Below are 18,799 nucleotides of genomic sequence, written 5' to 3'. Positions count from 1 at the left end.
CCCCTAACGCGTGAAAGATTGTGTGGAAGCGTTGGCAGGATGTGTTGTTATGCTCCAGTTTGTGGAGTGTAGCGAGAGTGCGGAGTTGGCAATGTCTTCAATAAATTTCGAATCCACGTACGGTGTCATAACTATTCAAGATATGAATGTAGTTAGTGTTGACGCTAATTATGCTCGCATCTATGGATACCAATCACCCGAAGAACTACTTACTAATATAGATAGCTTCCTAGATCTAATCTCAGAAGAATACCATGTTTTAGCCTATCAAAATTACCTTGAAACGATCAGCGGTCAACGCGATCCGCAGGTCCACACCTATGTTAATGTTGATCGCAATGGTCGAGAGTTCACAGTGTTCTCTATTGACCATGTGACAGAGTGGCAAGGTCGGCCAGCACTGCAAGTCACGGTGATCGATCTTTCCCCTGCGATTCAGCTACAAAATGCGGTGCGTGAACAAGATAAGATGTATCACGATATGATCATGCAATCAGGGCAGGGCATCTTGGTTCACCGAGAGTTCAAGCCGCTGATGGTCAATCAATCGTGGGTTAAAATGCAGGGTGGTTCTTCCATAGAACAAGTTTTAAAGCTGGACTCTATCCTTACATTGGTGCCAAAACAGAATACGGATGGCATCAGTAAGCACTATCAAGCGATCGTGTCGGGTGAATTGTCGGGAACCAGCACTGTGGTTGAAAACATTGGGTTCGATGGCATTCATCGATTCTTCAATATTTACGATAATGCGATTACTTGGCAAGGTCAGCCGGCCGTTCAGGTTGTGCTCGAAGATGTGACTCAAAAGGTGATGTTGGAAAAGCAATTGGTTCATCAAGCGAATTACGATGAAATGACTGACTTACTCAATCGCAGAGCGATTTATGAGTGGTTAAGGGAACATATTGCCTCTGATACTCATGTCGTCAGTATGCTGCTTGATATCGATGACTTCAAATCGATCAATGATACTTACGGCCATATGGTGGGCGATGAGGTTATTTGCGCATTGGCTAACATTACCAAACGTAATGTAGAGAGAGTGGGTGGTGTGGCAGGCCGCTGGGGTGGAGAAGAGTTTATTCTGTTTATTCCCAATGCGTCATCTAACGTTTCGCGAGAAGTTTCTGATCAGATCCGACAGCAATTTAATCAGGTCGAGTTCAAAGTGGGCGAACAGATTCATTTTAATGTGAGTGTGAGTATCGGAGTAAGTGATAGTCGATCTTGCGAAGGAAAAGTGTCCATCGATGCACTCGTCAACCTCACAGACCAATCTTTGTATCGAGCCAAAGCGAATGGAAAGAACTGCGTGTGCGGAGAAGTGTTTGCCAGCGATATAAGCCAAGCATTACCGCACTAGACGACTTCAATCTATTGAGTAAACTCGATTAATTTAGCACACCCAATCAATTTAGAAGCATAAGTAATAAATCTAAAAGCATAAGCAATAAATTTAGAAACATAAGTAATAAATCTAGCAGCTTAAGTAACAAAGCTAACTAGGGTGTCACCCCGTTATAATGTCTGGTCATGATACAAAAATGCCCTCAAGCAATTGCTGAGGGCATTTTAGTTTTAGCTCATCAAAGCCGTTTAGCTTTCACCGATCAAAACCGTTTAGCTTTGGTTTATCAAAACAGCGAACATCTCAAAACCGTTGGCTTACTAAGCAGAAACTTCTACTTCGTAAGAGCCAAATTTACGGATGTTAATTACACCAGTATCCAAGATAAGGTATTGGCCTTTAATACCTTGCAGCACGCCAGATACTTCAGGGTTTTTGTCAAAGTTATGAGAAACAATCTTCACTGGGTGCTGCTCAACTGGGTAGCTCAGTGAAGTGATGTTCTCACTAAGAATCTCGATTGCATCGTCGCCAAACTTCGCTCTGATCTCTTGGATTTTATCCTCAACCAATGGCAAGAGTTCTTTGGCTTTTTCTACCAACTCCATATCGTCACCGTCGCCTTTTAGCAACGTGCGCCAGTTGGTTTTGTCAGCAATGTGTTTGGCTAACTCAACTTCAATCAGGCCAGAAATCTGACGAGTTTTCACTTTCAAGATTGGTAGGCCTTGAGTGGCACCTTGGTCAATCCAGCGAGTAGGGATTTGAGTATGACGAGTGATACCCACTTTAAGGCTTGATGTGTTCGATAGGTAAACGAAGTGATCAACCATGCAGTTCGCTTCGCCCCATTCAGGTTCACGACACGTGCCTTCATCGTAGTGGCAAGTTTCTGGCTTCATGATGCACATGTCGCAGCTTGCTAGCTTTCTCATGCACACAAAGCAGTGGCCTTGAGAGTAGCTTTTCTTGGTTTTCTTGCCACACGAGCAGCAAAAAATATTACCGGTGTGAGTGAGGTTGATGGTTTTACCAATCAGAGGGTTTAGCTCTACAAACTCTTCACCGACAGGTAAACGGTAGGTAACCGCACCATCGAGCGAAGCACTCATTTTCTTGAGTGTTCCTTTTGCTAATAAAGACATGACATTACTCGTTGTATTTTGATTATTATTTCGTCGACTCGGAAGCTCTGTAAGTAGGCGCTACGGTTAACGATGATTATGCGATGAGTATAACAAATAGAGTCCGTTTTAATACACAATATTACTTGATTATTGCGATGGATAATTGATGAGTAAACACTCGCTCAAAATTATGGTATGACATTTTGTTAAGGCGTGATATAACGTTTTTTAGTAAATTATTGGCATTAAGATCACTAATTTACCTAACTTATTTTCTATCGTGAAATCCCAATTATAGGGACCTTAAGCCGGAAGCTTAGACGTGAAGTGGATCCATAAAATAGTCATCTTTTTAGTTATCACGACGCTGGCGATTGTCCAGTATTACCGTGTGAGCGGAAATCGTGTGATAACGGCAATTACGCCGGATAAATATGAGTTTATCGCGACCAGCGATCAAGTGGATAGGGGCGTCAGTACGTCCCAATTATCTTATCAAAATGGCCAGTATATTCTCGACTGTGAGCTTAAAAAGTCTGAGTATCCGTGGCCTTATTGCGGCCTATCGATTCGCATCAACCCAGACATTACCACTGGCCTTGACCTTTCTCAGTACCACACCTTTAGAGTCAATATTGATTACCATGCGGAGGCCGATTCTAGCGGTCGTTTGCGAACTTACCTGCGTAATTACAATCCTGCTTATTCGGTTCCTGATGACGAGTACACGCATAAGTACAACGGAATGGAGTTTTCTCCTGGCGTGGATGGTGGTGTGATTGAGATTCCGATCAAAAACCTGCAAGTAATGACATGGTGGTTAGCGGATAACGAGATTGCGCTAGAGCATTCAGCGCCTGAGTATTCGAATGTGAATATGGTCGAGTTTGCTACTGCGTCTGGTGCGAAACTGGGTCACCACAGAATAGTCATCCGCAGTATTGAGTTCGAGGGATCTTATATTTCAGGCGAAAGCTTGTTCCTTATCTTACTGTTTGTTTGGGTTGGTACGGGCACCGTATTCTTATTGTCTGAGTTAAACCGTTCAAGAAAGCGTATGGTGCTTGCAGAGAAAAGGCATCATCACTTAAAGAACGTCAATCGAGCACTGAGAGAGCAAAACTTTGAGTTTTCAGAAAAGGCTCATCGTGATGAACTGACTGGGATTCTCAACCGACACGCGATTCGTGATTGGCTAAAAATGCAGTCTCAGCAGGTAAAGCAGGGGCATGGAAAGCTGAGTATGTTGTATCTCGATATCGACTACTTCAAGAGCGTCAACGATAAATACGGACACCAAATGGGTGATCATATTTTACGAGAATTCAGCATGGTGGTGGGCAGTTCGATCAGCGCTTCCGACAAGTTGGTGAGATGGGGTGGTGAAGAGTTTATTGTTTTTTGCCCGGAGACTGAGGCTGGTGAAGCTCAAAGAAAGGCCGAGAAAATACGACTGTTGGTCAGCCAACACCTTTGGGTTCATGGCGATCCACTCACTTGCAGCATCGGTATTGCTGAGATGAAACAAGAGCGGGTGACAGAGACCATTGCTCGCGCTGATGAAGCTCTATATCAAGCGAAGCATTCAGGCCGAAATCAGGTGATCTTGAGTCACTAATCTGAAAATTGTTTTGGTTAGTTTATAAGCCACACGTGCATATGTGACGTGTGGCATTTTTATGGGCGCTATATGAGTTTACCCTCTAGAGCCTTTGTTGATTTGCTTGGATAGCGTATAAAAAATGATCTCACTGTTCTTTAAATGTTTGCTTGGTGCGGCGGCTGTTTTGTTGATTGCGTTGCTGTCGAAAAGTAAGAGCTTTTACATCGCAGGCTTAGTGCCGTTGTTTCCAACCTTTGCTCTAATTGCTCACTACATTGTTGGCACGGAACAAACCATGGTGGAGTTACGTACCACGGCACTCCTTGGCTTGTTCTCGCTTGTGCCATACGCGGCTTATCTTGGCGCGGTTTATGTGTTCAGTTATCGCTACAATCTGGTATCGACGCTTTCTTTAGCCACTGTCGTTTGGGTTATGTGTGCTTCTATGCTGTTGTTAGGTTGGACGCGTTTGGTGCCAAGTGTGGCGTGAGAGCCAGGTCTTAGAACGGTAATTAGTGGTTGGTGGCAAGTTGATACAAAAAAGGTGACAAGCTGACACAAAAAAGGTGGCGCGGGGCCACCAAAAGGGAAAAGCGTTTCTTGTTTCTAGATGCCCGTTTAGCTGGTTTTGTTAGTTAAACTGATCTTGCTAGTCAAACTGATCTTGTTAGCTGAACGGGCATATTTGTACTGGTTGAGCCGGGGGAAGCTGCAACCAGATCTTTTTGAGTGTGGGGGGGCATTCCTATAAGCTCTTGTCTATAAACATAAGTATATAGGGCGTTAGTGCTTACCAGAAGATCCAAGCGAACAGTGTTAGTACTAGGATACAAACTAGGTTCAACACCATACCGACTCGCATCATTTCTTTTTGTTTGATATGACCAGAGCCGAATACAATCGCATTAGGTGGTGTCGCGACTGGTAGCATAAAGGCACAAGATGCGGCAATCGCAATTAGTGCAGATAAGATAACAGGTGACATACCCAGCGCTTCAGCAATGGTTGCAAATACAGGGACAAGCAAAGCTGCGCTCGCTGTGTTACTCGCAAATTCCGTTAGGAATACCACGAACGCTACCACGGCTAGAATCGTAAGAAGCACGCCTGCTGTTTCTAAAAATCCGCTTAGTGAGTGTGCTAGGAATACGCTGGTTCCAGTCGCTTTAAGAATGTTACTTAAACAGATACCGCCACCGAACAGGATAAGCACACCCCAATCCGTTGTCTTCTCGACATCTTTCCATTCAACCGCTCTAGAAGCGCCAAGCAGTACAATGGCACCAATCGCTACCAAGCTATCAAACTTAGAGAATCCGCCAATCATTGCGTTGATTGGTTTTCCGAATATCCAAAGCGTTACGGTTAAAAGGAAGATAGACAGTGTGATTTTTTTGCTGTTTGTCCACTCTACAGGAGCGTGGTCTAGCTCGAATTTATGGTCGAGCTTTGGCTTAGTCATCACGTACAGGACAACCATTGTGATGGGCAATAAGATCATTGAGATAGGTAGACCTAGCGCCATCCATTCTGTGAAACTTAAACCAACTTCTGCGGCAGCAATTGCGTTTGGTGGGCTACCCACTAAGGTTGCGATGCCACCAATCGATGCACAGTAAGCGATACCCAATAGTACGAACACGTAGGTGTTGCGGTCTTCACTTTGGTCAACCTTGTTCATGATGCCAAGAACAAGAGGAAGCATCATTGCTGTGGTGGCTGTGTTTGAGATCCACATTGATAAGCCGGCACTCACACCGAACAGCATGAACACGGCGACCGACATTCTGCCTTTTGCAATCAACAGTACTTTGTCAGCAATTGCTTTATCTAACTCTTGCTTGTTCAGCGCGGCTGCCAATGCGAAGCCACCCATGAACAAGAAGATGATTGGGTTCGAAAAGTTAGCCAGCGCAGCGGGCGTGTTGAATACACCAAACAAGACAGCCAATAGGGGAACGAGCAAAGCGGTGATGCTGACGTGAATCGCTTCTGTTAACCATAGAATGGCAACAAACACGAGAATACTTAAACCTGTATTCACTTGCGCTTCGAAAGGCAGGGTATTGAGCAAAAGTGCAAATAGCGTGAAATTACCAATTAAGATCATGCTGTTGCGGGTAAACAACCAGTGTTTCAGTGTAGTAACAAGTGCCGTCATAAGACGCTCCTTTTGTTATCCTCGTTTTATTGGTGCACGACTTCATTGAGTCGTGCTTATTATTTTCGAGGTATATAGCTTGATGTAGGGTCAGACTTTGTTGGAAGAATGTTACTCAAGTTAATAAAGGAGTGTTGGTGTGTTTTTGCTTAACAATGGGGAAGTGTGAGGCAACAAATTCAAAATGTGTAGTTTTCTACACATCGGTCTCTGCTGGTTCTAAAATAGGGCTTGCTGTAGGGTCTACAACAGGGTTTACAGTGGGGTCAGTAATAGGGTTTGGAATCGGAAATGATTCCGGTTTTGGACTCGGTTGAATCGGCTCTTTAGGTCCAAGGAACTTTGGCGTTGTCCCCATAATATACAGATCAAGGAATGCTTTGGTGCGCGCAAACACTTCACGTAGACGTATTGAGGTTCCCGAATGGTGGGTTGGCCCTGAAACTGCCAAACACTGCGCATGAATATCGTAAGAATTAGCGATGAATAGCGCTCTTTCACAGTGGAATTTCTGAGTGATGATCAGAAAATTATCAGTATCGAATATCTTTTTGGCGCGAACAATCGAGTCCAAGGTTCTAAAACCTGCGTAATCTAGATTGATGCGTTCATCGGGGACACCCGCTTTCAACAAGTCGCGTTTCATCGTCCACGGCTCATTGTAAGAGCGATGAGCGTTATCGCCACTCAGTAGAAATTGGTCCACTTTTTCACGATCGAACAGCTCAATCGCGGCTTCGATTCGGTGTTTATAATAGTCGTTGAGTGTTCTACCCAGATATTTGCTTGTGCCAAGCACAACCGCGACCTCAAGCTCGGGCACGTCATCAATATCGTAGATGATGCGATCTTCCGCTTGCCATGAAACCCAATAATCGATCGCAATAACCGCAGCGCTGCCAACTAAGAACACGAGGAAAGCGCCAAACAGAAAACCTTGCAGTTTTTTGTAAGCTTTTAATAAGTAGCTACGGAAAATGTGAGAATCAAATTTCACTCTCGGTATGGTCCTTTGACTGAGCATTAATTTTTGAGTGCTCGATAATACCAAATAAAAATGAGAAAAATCAGTTAAAAAGACAAGACAGTGTAAAGAAAAAAGCCCCTGCAGTTGCAGAGGCTCTTATAAAAGTAGTTAACGCTCTTTATTCCAAGCGCAGTACGCTTTTATTCAGAGCGCAGCACGCTTTATTAGAATGCAGTACGCTTGTAGCGACGGTAAACCGGCTGCCAGAAGTGCTGGTCAATCGCTTGTTGAAGAGCTTCTTCAGTGATCTCTAGTGCAACACCCTGCTCAATCGCTTTCTTACCAACGGCAAGAGCAATCTTCTTAGATACGGTGTGGATCTCTTCCAATGGTGGAAGTAGAGCGCCTGTGCCATTGATTGCTAGTGGAGAACACGTAGCAAGTGCACGGCTTGATTCCATCAACATTTCATCAGTGATACGTGAAGCATTCACAGCCAATACACCAAGGCCAATACCTGGGAAGATGTAGCTGTTGTTACACTGAGCGATTGGGTAAGTGGTGCCGTTATGAGTTACTGGCTCAAATGGGCTACCTGTCGCAACCAGTGCTTGGCCATCAGTCCAACGAATAATGTCGTTTGGAGTTGCTTCAACACGGCTTGTTGGGTTTGATAGTGGGAACACGATAGGGCGTTCACAGTGTAGGTTCATCTCTTTGATGACTTCTTTGCTGAACAGACCTGGAGCACCAGATACACCAACTAATACGGTTGGTTTCGCGTGGCGAACAACGTCTAGTAGAGAGAAACCAGTGCCGTCGCTTTCCCAATCTTTAGTGTTTTCGTTGGTTTGAACCAGACGCTGTTGGAAATCAAGCAGGTTTTGCATGCCTTCCTGTAGCAGACCCCAACGGTCAACCATGTAAACTTGAGAGCGTGCTTGTGCATCGCTGATACCTTCAGACACCATTTGAGCAATGATAGCTTCAGCAATACCACAACCTGCAGAACCCGCACCTAAGAAGGTGATACGTTGATCTGAAAGTTTGCTGTTTGCTGCTTTACATGCTGCAAGTAGAGAACCAACCGTTACGGCTGCTGTGCCTTGGATGTCATCGTTGAAACAACAGAGGCGATCTTTGTAACGCTCAAGCAGTGGCATTGCGTTCTTTTGTGCGAAATCTTCGAACTGAACTAATGCATCAGGCCAACGGCGTTGAACAGCTTGGATGAACTCTTCAACGAATGCATCGTAGTCAGCACCTGTGATACGAGGGTGACGCCAGCCCATGTACATTGGGTCTGCAAGACGTTGAGGGTTGTTTGTACCCACATCGAGCACGATAGGTAGCATGTAAGCTGGGCTGATACCGCCACAAGCTGTGTACAGTGCTAGCTTACCAATTGGAATACCCATGCCACCGATACCTTGGTCTCCCAAACCAAGAATACGCTCACCATCCGTAACCACGATAACTTTAACGTTGTGGTTTGTCGCATTGTTCAGTAGGTCATCGATACGATCGCGGTTCGGGTATGAGATAAACAGACCACGGCCACGACGGTAAATATTTGAGAAGTTCTCACATGCTGCGCCAACCGTTGGCGTGTAAATGATAGGCATCATTTCAGAAATGTGGTTTTGAACTAAACGATAAAAAAGCGTTTCATTAGTGTCTTGGATGTTACGAAGGTAGATATGCTTATCCATATCACTTTCGAAGTTACAATATTGTTTGTATGCACGTCCTACTTGCTCTTGGATTGTTTCGGTCGTTTCCGGTAACAAGCCTTCAAGGTTGAAAGAACTGCGCTCTTCAGCAGAGAATGCGCTGCCTTTGTTTAGAAGAGGGGTACTTAGTAGAGCAGGACCAGCATAAGGGATATATAGAGGGCGTTTATCGTTGTTCATTGGATGCCTAATATGGGAGAAAGGGTAACCGAAAAATGATAACGGTTTAGTTATTCAATTGTAAATAGTTTCCCTCCGATCTTTGCAAACAAAATGATATTCTTACCCATGTCCCACACTTATCGAATTCTAGCGCCATAATTCGTTATACTTCGCTCACACTTTTTCGCGATTCCTCCTTTTTATGTCATTACTTCCTATCGATTCTTATCAAAACGTATTCCACGAGCAAATCGCCAATTCTCACCTTGTAGTCGAAGCTGAAACCGGATCGGGTAAATCAACGCGTTTGCCACTTTGGGCTTCTCAGCATGGACGAGTGCTGGTGGTGGAACCAAGACGTATCGCGTGTACGTCATTAGCTAAATACCTCGCACAGCAATCGGGTGAGAAGCTTGGTAGCAAGGTTGGCTATGCGATTAAGCTTGAGTCGGAGTACAACGAGCAAACTAACGTTGTGTTTGTGACTCCCGGTATCGCGCTGCGTTGGTTATCAGAAGACGGATTAGCCAGTTTTGATGTGATTGTGGTGGATGAGTTTCATGAGAGGCGCTGGGACATTGATCTGCTGGTGGCGATTCTCAAACAAAAAGAGAGCCATCGCTTGGTGATCACGTCAGCAACCATTGAAGGGGAGCGTCTTGCTCATTACTTGGATGCGAATCGAATTAGCTGTGAAGGCCGAACTTATCAAGTTGCTATTGAACACAGGGCGAATGAATCAAGAGCATTGCCCGACATTCGACATCTAGAGCAACGCATTGCTGAAGAAGTGAATCATCAACTGCTCGCTTCACATGGCGATATCTTGGTTTTCCTACCAGGTAAAAAAGAGATCGTGCAATGTGAACAAGCCTTGGCAAAGAATCCAGACATCCAAGTAGTGAAATTGCATGCGTCGGTCTGTGAAAAAGAACGAGATCTAGCGTTATCGGGTCGTAATATCAATACTGAAGGTAATAGCCTGAGAAAGGTCATTTTGGCGACCAACGTTGCTGAAACCTCCCTCACCATACCTGATATTGGCGTGGTGATAGATTCAGGGTTAGAAAGACGTACCGTTCAACGAAACGGAAGAACCACACTGATGCTTAAATCCATATCACGAGCGAGTGCCAAACAACGAGCTGGCCGTGCGGGTAGAGTGATGGATGGCATTTGTGTGCGTCTATATGGCGAACATGCGGCGTTAGAGTTAGTCACACCACCTGAATTGCAGCGTGAAGAGCTGACAGAACCTATGTTGGCCGCGGCATGTTGTGGTGCTCCGTTTGAGAGCTTGTCCTTCCTTGATCCTATTCCTGAGAAGTCATTAAACAGCGCGACTCAAACCTTGCTCACGATGGAGGCGATTAATAGCGACCATCAAATTACCGAGCATGGCAAAAAGCTGTATCCGCTGCCGATTGATGCTTTGTATGCCGATATTGTTACTCGAATCAAAACCAAAGCATTAAAAGAAGCGATGGTCGATCTCACCGCGGCGTTGTCCGTTCCTGCTCGTTTGTATCAGTTGCCGAGCAATGCAGAACATCTTGAAGCACTCGCTCAGCAAGAGAAAGAAGGGTGTGACTTAAGCCTGTTAATTCAGATTGTTCGTGGTCGCGATTATCCGCATTTAGAAATCGACCAACAGGCACTGAATGAAGCACAAGGGCTGGCAAAGCAAATGCGTGAGGTGTTTGAACTTCCTCAGTTAGAAGTCGCGTCACGTTTCCAACGTATTGAACTGCTTAAGACTATTGTGCATTTGCATCCTGAGCTGGTGTTTGTGCGCCGACTGAAGAGGAAAGAAGCCTTTGCTAATGGAGTGTTAGAGGTCGTACTCGGCCGTCAGAATCGTTTCCCGGACAATGCACAAGCGATGTTGGTGCTTGATACCCATAGTTTGCCGGGAAGAGGTGTTAAGCAAACACTGACCTTAGCGACGGTCACGGCACCTATTCCTCTTGAGCTTATCATCGAAGCTGAACTCGGAGATTGGGAGCAAGGTGAAACAAGAGTAAATGATGATGGTGTCTTTACCGAGATGGCTTTGGTGTACGCAGGCCGTACAATTACGACCAAGCTCGTCGCGGCTGAAGGGCAACTATCATTAAAGCCTATTGTCGATCTTGTGTTAAAAGGCGTCCAACTTCCCGGTTTTGCAAAGGTTCGCACTCAAGAAATCAAACACTGGCAGCTTTATGTGAAACTCGGTCTCGATGAACAAACCCAATACACACCAGAAATTGAGAACATTAACTTTGAGCTATGGTTGATAGAGCAGCTTGAGGTGCTAGGTGTCACTGATGTGAGCGAATTGGAAATGTTCGACCATGTCGATATTCTATTTGATGGCATTCCAAGTTGGCTCTATTCAGAGTTTTCTGAAAAATACCCGTTTGCACTGAGCCTTGCCGACTTACAACTCGATGTAGAATACTTGCCCGCACGAAAGCTGATATACGTTCACTATCAATCGGGTAGCCGAAAGTTATCACCAAAACGCTGGGAGCTGCCAACATGGTCTGGCTGGCGTATTCAATACAAAAAAGCGAGCCGGATAATTGATATAAAATAGATAGATAAGTTTTATCTCTAAAATATTAATCAAATAGGTGCATATATGATTATTCAGTGCTTATTTTGTTACAAAATTGATTTTTATATGCCTTTTTAACCAATCAAAAGGTCATAAAAGACTATTCTTCTATATCCTATTGCTATAAAGAAAGAGTTGATAGATATTGAGTATATTGTGTTGTCAAAGTGTCGGGGGACATCATGGAAAAACAGATAGAGACGCGTGTAGAGTTCGATTACACAACCTTTCTTGGCGCCTCATGCAGTAAAAAATGGACTTTTCTGGAAGCACTAACCACAATTGCGCCAGTATTCAGTACCGTCTGGCGAGATAGCATTAAAGAGCTAGCAAGCCCTGAAGATCGTTTATGGCAGATGGCATTAAAATCAATGTCGACGCGTAAAAGTGATGAGTCAAACATTGTTACCTTACTTAAGCTAGCTAGGCTAGAAGGGATTAATGAGCTCAAAGTTGTTATGCCGTATTCTCTTGAAGAAGAGCAGATAGAGTACATCGAGACGCGCAGTCATTTGGTGATCGCCGAGAATACTGGAGAAGAGTTTACTATCAAGCTGTAATCTCTCATTATTGCTTAGAGCTTAGAGCTTAGAGCATACAGCTTAGAAGCGAGCTCAAAGAATATTAAAAATCGCACACGTAAAAAGGGCCTCAATAATGATGAGGCCCTTTTAGTATCTGAAACTTGAGTTTACGAGCTTACTCGCTTTCTAGAATGCAATCAGTCAATCAGTCGACTAGACCATAGTCAGCACGCAGTACATCGATGATTTCTTGCTTAGGATTCTCGCTCAGTACGATCTCTGCACCTGTGATTTTCGCTGCGATATCAAGATAAGTGCGAGACAGAGACATCAGTGAATCAAGAGGTAGTTCATTGTCGCGAGCTAATGCTTCACGTTCTGGCATGCGTTCTTTGTTCAAAAGAATGTCTGCATCAGGGAAGTAGTTAAGCAAGAACTGACGGAAACCCTCTTTAGAGTTTTCAACGATGTTGCCTTTGTTGTATTCCTGAGTATCCCAAATGCGAGATGAATCTGGCGTGCCCACTTCGTCCATGTAGATCAGCTTTTCTTTACCTTGAGCATCGTTGACGTAACCAAATTCAAACTTTGTATCCACAAAGGTTTGGTCGACTTTCGCGAGTGCTTGGCTGATAACGTTGAAGCCTTCTTTTAGCAACTTCTCGTAGTGTGCGATATCGCTTGCTTGAGTAAAGTTGAACGCTGCGAAGTTATCTTCGATGTTGTTACGCGAGATGTTCACATCGTCAGCTTCTGGAACACCAGGGATACCTTTCAAAATCCCTTTTGTTGAAGGCGTGATCAGTAGCTCTGGTAGCTTCTTGTCTTTCTCGAGGCCTTCTGGCATCTCGATACCACAGAATTCACGTTCGCCGTTTGCGTATGCACGCCACATTGAACCTGTTATGTATTGACGACAAATCGCCTCGATCATGACTGGGCGAGCTTTTTGTACAATCCATACGAACGGGTGAGGGATATCAAGAATATGACTGTCAGCAAGTCCGTTGTCTTTAAACAATTTGAACCAGTGGTTAGAGATAGCATTCAGAGCCGCTCCCTTACCCGGAACACCTTTAAGATTACCTTCACCACGCCAGATACAATCAAATGCAGAGATACGGTCACTGATCACCATGATTGCTAAAGGCGCATCTGGTGCTACATCGTAGCCTTTCTCTTTGATTAGTCGTTGACTATCTTCTTCAGTTAACCAGTAGACTGAGCGAACTTTGCCACTGTGGACAGGTTTGTCAGTACGGATTGGTAGGTCATCATTTACGGCAAGAACTTGATCAGCAAGGCTCATTTAGACATTCCTATCTTTTATCAAACGTCATACAGAGAAGTGCGGTGTGCACATGATTAGACGGGCATTATACTTAATCTACTATTTCCTTCCAGATAAAAAGCAAACGATTGCTAAATCTATTGTTTAAATAAAAACCCCCGCCTAACAATTCGCCAAAAAATAGGCGAATCGTAGGGCAGGGGAAGGCAGTATATTTGGACTGTGTTTTGGAGCTATGTTTGTTAAGTTAACTTTGTTAGCTAAAAGATTAAGCTATGTGTATGGGCTATGTTTTTGAGCCAACAATGTTATTAAGCCAACATGTTATTAAGCAAGGTGGCTTAGTGAATTCGCTCTGAATTCGCATCCATAAAGAAGACTTCACACTGAAAGCGCATTCCTAATGTTCTTAGATATTGCTGACTGAATTGATCAATCGATGCACTTGCCACAATCGCACTCGCATTCTTAGAGCGAATGGCTTTCTCGACTGTTTCTACCTCAGTCATTTGATGAGAGGCTTTCATATGAATAACTCGGTCGCAGCAAACATTATGTTGCTTCAGCTGCTTAGCCGATGGTCTCGGTGTTTGAGCCGTAAACAGTAACCACTGATGTTGGTTGGACAGCAACGCCATTCTTGCAAATAACGCTTCCTCGTTTGAATTTTTGCTTTTACGAGAAACTGATGTAAATGCGCAGTGAACTAGCGGGCTAGAGTGTTGGGCTTTAACGTGTGCTTGAATCATTTTGCTGTCCTTATATACATGCTGTATGTGTATACAGTAGTTTTAGTTGCTTATAAGATCAAGCGTTTTTTGCGGGATTATTGGACGATTTTGTCTTAAGTTATAGATTAAACATAATTAAGTTATTGAAATTAAATAATAAATTAAATTTGAATGAATTTGCTGTTTTGTCTCATAATTTGAAAAAATGTGAGCCTTATACAGGTGTATACAGTGGTTTTGACAGAAAAGTACTGTATACACCTGTATAGAAGAGAGAAGAGAGAAGAGAGAAGAGAGAAGAGAGAAGAGAGAAGATCTAAAACCACAGACACAAAAAAAGCGCCTTAGGCGCTTTCTTATATTTCAACGGTGTTGCTTATCTCAATGTCGCTTGGGAGAGTTTTGCTCTCATTTCCATTTCACCAATATTGAACTGGCGAACATCAATGGTTGCAATATCATTGCACTCTTTACATGCATGATGACACTTACCATCTAGGTAGTCGTGCTTTTTAACTAGGCTTGGCTTTTTGCACCAATCACAAACGCCTTCTATTGTGAACATATTCTCTCCTCACCTGTTTAAGTCAGGCGTATTTTCGGCGCAAATTATGACACAAGTAAGACCCATTAGTTAATAGTTTGTTACCCGTTTTTGAGAGGGGGATCGATTGCAACACTAATAAAATCGATATCTTTGCGACCTTGCAAATTTAATATGTGTAGTTGTTTACGGTTTTGTAACATTTTGTAAAATGGTTTTTAGCGCATTGTTCAAACGTTTCATTTCTTCGTCACATCCGTGACCATCTGGATGGTAGATCTTTGATAATTGTTTGTATCGTATTTTGATGCTTTTCTGGTCCGGAATTGAGCTAGGCGTGTAGCCAAATAGCGCACAAGCTACCTGAAAATTGTTCAAGCTCTTGTTGTTTTTCTGCTTCTTCAGTTCGTGAAACATGGTTTGCAGCTGACGTTTTTGCTGCTTAATGGTGAAGTCTTTCGCGCTAAGCTGCGCTTCAAGTGTCTGTTGTTGCTGATTTAACTCACCAGACTTCAGAATCTGTCGCTTTCGCGATACAACCAGAGTTGCGCTGATACTCACTATTGCAATTAAAACGGCCAGTACTGTGCCGATCATATAGTCAGAGTTTGTTAGGTTAGAACGTGTTGCTTGGTCTCTAGAAGTTAGTGCTGAAGGGAAGGTACTTGGTTGATTCGTATTGGCTTCTGCACTGACGTTGTCATTGAGCTGCTCAATCGAAGAGATCTGCTTGGCGCGTTGTTGGTTAAATTGTGCTTCCAGAACGCGATTGTAACCATCTTCTGCATCAGGGTTGTCTTTTAAGGCCGCTTCATACCATAGCTGTGCTGCATCTAATGGTTGGAGTAGATCTTTCTCAAGCGAGGACTCATAGATCTTTGCGACCTCAACTGAGGCGCGTTTGTTACCTTGCAATGCTGATTTGATAAACCATTCTAAAGCTAGCTTGTTGCTTTGCTCTACACCTGTCCCAGATAAATACAATTCAGCCAGCCTAAATTGCGCATTTGCATTGCCGTTATCCGCTGATTGCGAGTACCAATAAAATGCATCGCTGGTGCTCAAAGGGACGTCGACACCCGATTCATAAGCTTGAGCGAGTTGATATTGAGAAATTGGGTCTTGAGGTTGTGATTCTTGAGATTGTGGATCTAATGAAAATTCATCATTGCTTGCTGCGTGCACGAAATGTGTGGTGGACAACGGTATCGTGGAAAATATGAGGGCTAGAAATAGAGGCCTAAGAAATGACGATGACAGAAAGTTGGATAGGATAAGCAAAAGATAAGTCTCGTAAAAAAGCCCAGTGCCGATGTATCAGGATGAATACGCTATCTGGCTGAGTGTTAAGTCGTAGCGCTTAAAATAAGCCATACGAATGACAAGCAACTATATAGTGGTTATTTCAATAGATAAAGGTAACTGGGCTTTAACCGTGCTACTTAAGCGGCAAAATTTGAATTTCTACGCGACGGTTACAAGCACGACCTTGAGAGGTGTTGTTGTCACATAGAGGGTAACGTTCACCGTTACCACGAGCAATGGCACGACCTGCAGCAACGTCTTGAGAGATCAAGAATGCACGAACAGATTCAGCACGACGCTCAGAAAGGATTTGGTTAGACGACTCGCTGCCAGTGCTGTCAGTGTGACCGTCGATCACTAGGCTAGTGTCTGGGTATTCAACTAAGATACGAGCCACACCACGTAGTGTGTTGTGAATACTAGACTCTAAAGCGTAAGAGCCAGAACCAAAACCAATGCCGTTTTCTAGGCGAAGTAGAAGCTGGTTCTCACCAACGCGTTCAACTTGAACACCAGAGTTCATGAGTTCTTCACGAAGTGCAGCTTCTTGTTGGTCGAAGTAGTAACCGATACCACCACCAACGGCGGCGCCACCAGCAGCACCGATGAGTGCACGTTTACGGCGATCTTTAGAATCGTCACCAGTAGCAGCACCAGCAACGGCACCAGCGATTGCACCAATTAGAGCGCCTTGAGTTGCAGAGTTCGTCTCAGATTCGCCTGTTGTAGCATTTTGGCGTTGAGTTGCCTGACAACCCGTTAGAGCGACAGTAAGCGCTAGGGCTAGTGTGATTTTTTTCAACGTATTTCTCCATCATGTACTTCTGTCAAACGCATGGATTGCGAATGACAAACATATAGTCCTATAAGTATTATTGATGGTTTTAACAATGTGCTGAGGAAATGTAAAGAGCAAGCATTATGATTTAGCTAAATGGCATGCTCTACGATTTGGTGATTTTTTTAGCCTCTTGAGTTCCGCCAACAGGGCGGTTTACTGAAAGCTTACGACCTTTCTTCAAACCAACTTCATAGTCAGCGGTGAGGTTTTTCATCGCTTCTCTGAGTTGTTGTTTGAAGGTTTCACGGTCAATATTTTCAAATTCTTTATCAATGTAGTTATTGATTTTGTTGTTTGACTCGTCATCCGGGGTAATGATTGGCAACTTTTCAAGCGCACCTTCTACCCAACCAGAGACGTAAGAATTCACACGACGAGTGACTTCGAGAGTTCCTGTACCAGATCCTGCAAAGCTGTTTCTGAATTGACCCGTATGCTCGTTCAATTCGCGATAAATAATATCGAAAGCAAAGGCAGCAAAGATTGCTCGATCAGCTTCACCAATGAACTCCACACGCTTAAGGCCTTTGTGGTTAAGTAATACGGCTTCTACGCCAAACTTGGTGTTAATACCGCGAATAACACGCAGCAGTGTAGAGCTGATATTTGCAGGTAACAGATGACTGGATTGAGTTTTCCCCATCTTGATAAATTCAATATCGTCTTTCTCGAGACCATATTTCAGCATCAAGTTATGCGCCATTTTTATCGCATTGGCCGCTTCATTGACGTTCGCAGAATTTCCAAGCTCAAGGCACTTGGCAATTTTCTTTAGGGCTTTTTTCTTATCCATCGACTACTTAATCATTACCGCAAATTTTGAAAAGTCCGACATTTTACATGTTTTGGCAGGTAACAGCAAAGTCAAAAGTCATTTGTTATTATGCGGTGAGCCATTTATGAAGGATGGAAGAGACGGCTTCTGGATAATACAAAAACGCCATCAAGCGAATTGATGGCGTTAGTGACACGATTTTCCGGATTAACTAGAGTATTAGCAAACTAGATACCAAGTTCATCGAGTAGATCGGCTGCAGAATCATTACCTGAACTTTGAGCGGGCTTATTCGCTTCCTGCATTTTTTTCTGAGTAGCCTCAAGAATACTGTCTGGACATTCGTCTTCAGCGATCTCAAATTCTTCTAATTGGATGAATTCTGTCTTATCCATTGCAAGCTCTAGGTAGAAGATGTTGTTGTTTGCAGTCGAGAAGGTCACTCGGCGAGCTTGTGGACGATCTAGGTTAGTATCAACAGAAAGGTTTACTTGCTTGTTCAATGCAAGCATTTTCGGTTGGTTCTGTGTGATGTTGGTTTGCAGTTCTTTACGGATCTTATTGGTGAAATCACCAACTAACTGGTTCATTAACTCGCCCAAAACATCGCCCACTTCGTCTGAAGTGTGCAGTACTGCCAGCTCATCTTCTGGCATGCCCATGTTACGCATGTAATTGGTATAGATCTCTAGCGCGGCTTTAGACGTAAAATTGATGACAACAAGACCAGAAAAGCCACCGTCAAATAAGACGAAACAACCAAAGTCTGGCTTCAGACTTGTCTTGTTGATCTTTTGAACCATAGCTGAATAGGACACCTGAGAAGCCGTCGCTGAAGTGAGTACGCTTGAGACTGATTGGCATAGCTTAAGAAGAATATCTTCAGTTGTGACTGTTTTGTTTTTTTTCATTGTGATGTGCTCATGGAGATGTCTTAAACAAAATGTTATTCAGTATATTGGACTGAATTAAGACGAAAGTGACTATTTCTCCATTCTTGCACTGAGATTCTGATTTGATCACCTTTTTATATGATCTTAATAGTAGTAAAGTGACGAAATTCAAAGAAAATTATTAAAAAT

The 18,799-nt window shown here is 43.7% G+C and carries 16 protein-coding genes; 5 read left to right on the top strand and 11 right to left on the bottom strand.

The window, feature by feature from the left end; genetic code table 11:
- Positions 1 to 142 precede the first annotated feature (142 nt).
- Complete coding sequence (locus tag AACT19_RS10290) at positions 143 to 1,366, top strand: sensor domain-containing diguanylate cyclase (RefSeq protein WP_076646234.1); 1,224 nt, start codon at positions 143 to 145, stop codon at positions 1,364 to 1,366.
- A gap of 305 nt (positions 1,367 to 1,671) precedes the next feature.
- Here the strand turns inward: AACT19_RS10290 and AACT19_RS10285 are convergent, their stop codons facing one another.
- The gene (locus tag AACT19_RS10285; protein ID WP_017070245.1) at positions 1,672 to 2,496 is read right to left on the bottom strand and encodes a DUF2797 domain-containing protein; all 825 of its coding nucleotides are present in this window, start codon (positions 2,494 to 2,496) and stop codon (positions 1,672 to 1,674) included.
- A 304-nt stretch (positions 2,497 to 2,800) separates the two neighbouring features.
- On the opposite strand from AACT19_RS10285, the gene AACT19_RS10280 reads away from it, so the two are divergent.
- On the top strand, positions 2,801 to 4,096 hold the full coding sequence (locus tag AACT19_RS10280) for a GGDEF domain-containing protein (protein ID WP_017082763.1): 1,296 nt from the start codon (positions 2,801 to 2,803) through the stop codon (positions 4,094 to 4,096).
- 124 nt (positions 4,097 to 4,220) lie between these two features.
- Complete coding sequence (locus AACT19_RS10275) at positions 4,221 to 4,571, top strand: GlpM family protein (protein ID WP_076646169.1); 351 nt, start codon at positions 4,221 to 4,223, stop codon at positions 4,569 to 4,571.
- A gap of 300 nt (positions 4,572 to 4,871) precedes the next feature.
- On the opposite strand, the gene AACT19_RS10270 is transcribed toward AACT19_RS10275, so the two are convergent.
- From AACT19_RS10270 to AACT19_RS10260, 3 genes are all read right to left on the bottom strand, one after another.
- Positions 4,872 to 6,242: an SLC13 family permease gene (locus AACT19_RS10270; RefSeq protein WP_017085749.1), complete on the bottom strand. Its 1,371-nt coding sequence runs from the start codon at positions 6,240 to 6,242 to the stop codon at positions 4,872 to 4,874.
- A gap of 196 nt (positions 6,243 to 6,438) precedes the next feature.
- Positions 6,439 to 7,239: a SanA/YdcF family protein gene (locus tag AACT19_RS10265; protein WP_004733413.1), complete on the bottom strand. Its 801-nt coding sequence runs from the start codon at positions 7,237 to 7,239 to the stop codon at positions 6,439 to 6,441.
- Positions 7,240 to 7,433: 194 nt separating this feature from the next.
- Positions 7,434 to 9,122 carry an NAD-dependent malic enzyme gene (locus AACT19_RS10260; RefSeq protein ID WP_017089115.1) on the bottom strand — a complete coding sequence of 563 codons (1,689 nt, stop codon included), beginning with the start codon at positions 9,120 to 9,122 and terminating at the stop codon, positions 7,434 to 7,436.
- Positions 9,123 to 9,306: 184 nt separating this feature from the next.
- On the opposite strand from AACT19_RS10260, the gene AACT19_RS10255 reads away from it, so the two are divergent.
- Complete coding sequence (locus tag AACT19_RS10255; RefSeq protein WP_076646167.1) at positions 9,307 to 11,685, top strand: helicase-related protein; 2,379 nt, start codon at positions 9,307 to 9,309, stop codon at positions 11,683 to 11,685.
- A 203-nt stretch (positions 11,686 to 11,888) separates the two neighbouring features.
- Positions 11,889 to 12,266: a hypothetical protein gene (locus AACT19_RS10250; RefSeq protein WP_004733416.1), complete on the top strand. Its 378-nt coding sequence runs from the start codon at positions 11,889 to 11,891 to the stop codon at positions 12,264 to 12,266.
- A 169-nt stretch (positions 12,267 to 12,435) separates the two neighbouring features.
- Here the strand turns inward: AACT19_RS10250 and AACT19_RS10245 are convergent, their stop codons facing one another.
- From AACT19_RS10245 to AACT19_RS10215, 7 genes are all read right to left on the bottom strand, one after another.
- Positions 12,436 to 13,539, bottom strand: coding sequence for a phosphoribosylaminoimidazolesuccinocarboxamide synthase (locus AACT19_RS10245; RefSeq protein WP_004733417.1), 1,104 nt, complete (start codon positions 13,537 to 13,539; stop codon positions 12,436 to 12,438).
- Positions 13,540 to 13,862: 323 nt separating this feature from the next.
- On the bottom strand, positions 13,863 to 14,270 hold the full coding sequence (locus AACT19_RS10240) for a SulA-like leucine-rich domain-containing protein (protein WP_004733418.1): 408 nt from the start codon (positions 14,268 to 14,270) through the stop codon (positions 13,863 to 13,865).
- A 358-nt stretch (positions 14,271 to 14,628) separates the two neighbouring features.
- Positions 14,629 to 14,817: a hypothetical protein gene (locus AACT19_RS10235; RefSeq protein ID WP_004733419.1), complete on the bottom strand. Its 189-nt coding sequence runs from the start codon at positions 14,815 to 14,817 to the stop codon at positions 14,629 to 14,631.
- Positions 14,818 to 14,982: 165 nt separating this feature from the next.
- Positions 14,983 to 16,077 carry a tetratricopeptide repeat protein gene (locus AACT19_RS10230; protein WP_076646165.1) on the bottom strand — a complete coding sequence of 365 codons (1,095 nt, stop codon included), beginning with the start codon at positions 16,075 to 16,077 and terminating at the stop codon, positions 14,983 to 14,985.
- Between the two features lie 157 nt (positions 16,078 to 16,234).
- The gene (locus AACT19_RS10225) at positions 16,235 to 16,903 is read right to left on the bottom strand and encodes an OmpA family protein (protein ID WP_004733421.1); all 669 of its coding nucleotides are present in this window, start codon (positions 16,901 to 16,903) and stop codon (positions 16,235 to 16,237) included.
- Between the two features lie 142 nt (positions 16,904 to 17,045).
- Complete coding sequence (locus AACT19_RS10220) at positions 17,046 to 17,735, bottom strand: DUF2786 domain-containing protein (RefSeq protein ID WP_076646163.1); 690 nt, start codon at positions 17,733 to 17,735, stop codon at positions 17,046 to 17,048.
- A gap of 209 nt (positions 17,736 to 17,944) precedes the next feature.
- Positions 17,945 to 18,628: a DUF3334 family protein gene (locus AACT19_RS10215; protein WP_004733423.1), complete on the bottom strand. Its 684-nt coding sequence runs from the start codon at positions 18,626 to 18,628 to the stop codon at positions 17,945 to 17,947.
- Between the last annotated feature and the right edge of the window lie 171 nt (positions 18,629 to 18,799).

Source organism: Vibrio sp. 10N.222.47.A9 (genome assembly GCF_963872585.1).
GTDB classification, from domain to species: Bacteria; Pseudomonadota; Gammaproteobacteria; order Enterobacterales; family Vibrionaceae; genus Vibrio; species Vibrio splendidus.
The sequence above is the reverse complement of the archived record's forward strand: the minus strand, read 5'-3'. Positions and strand labels throughout refer to the sequence as shown.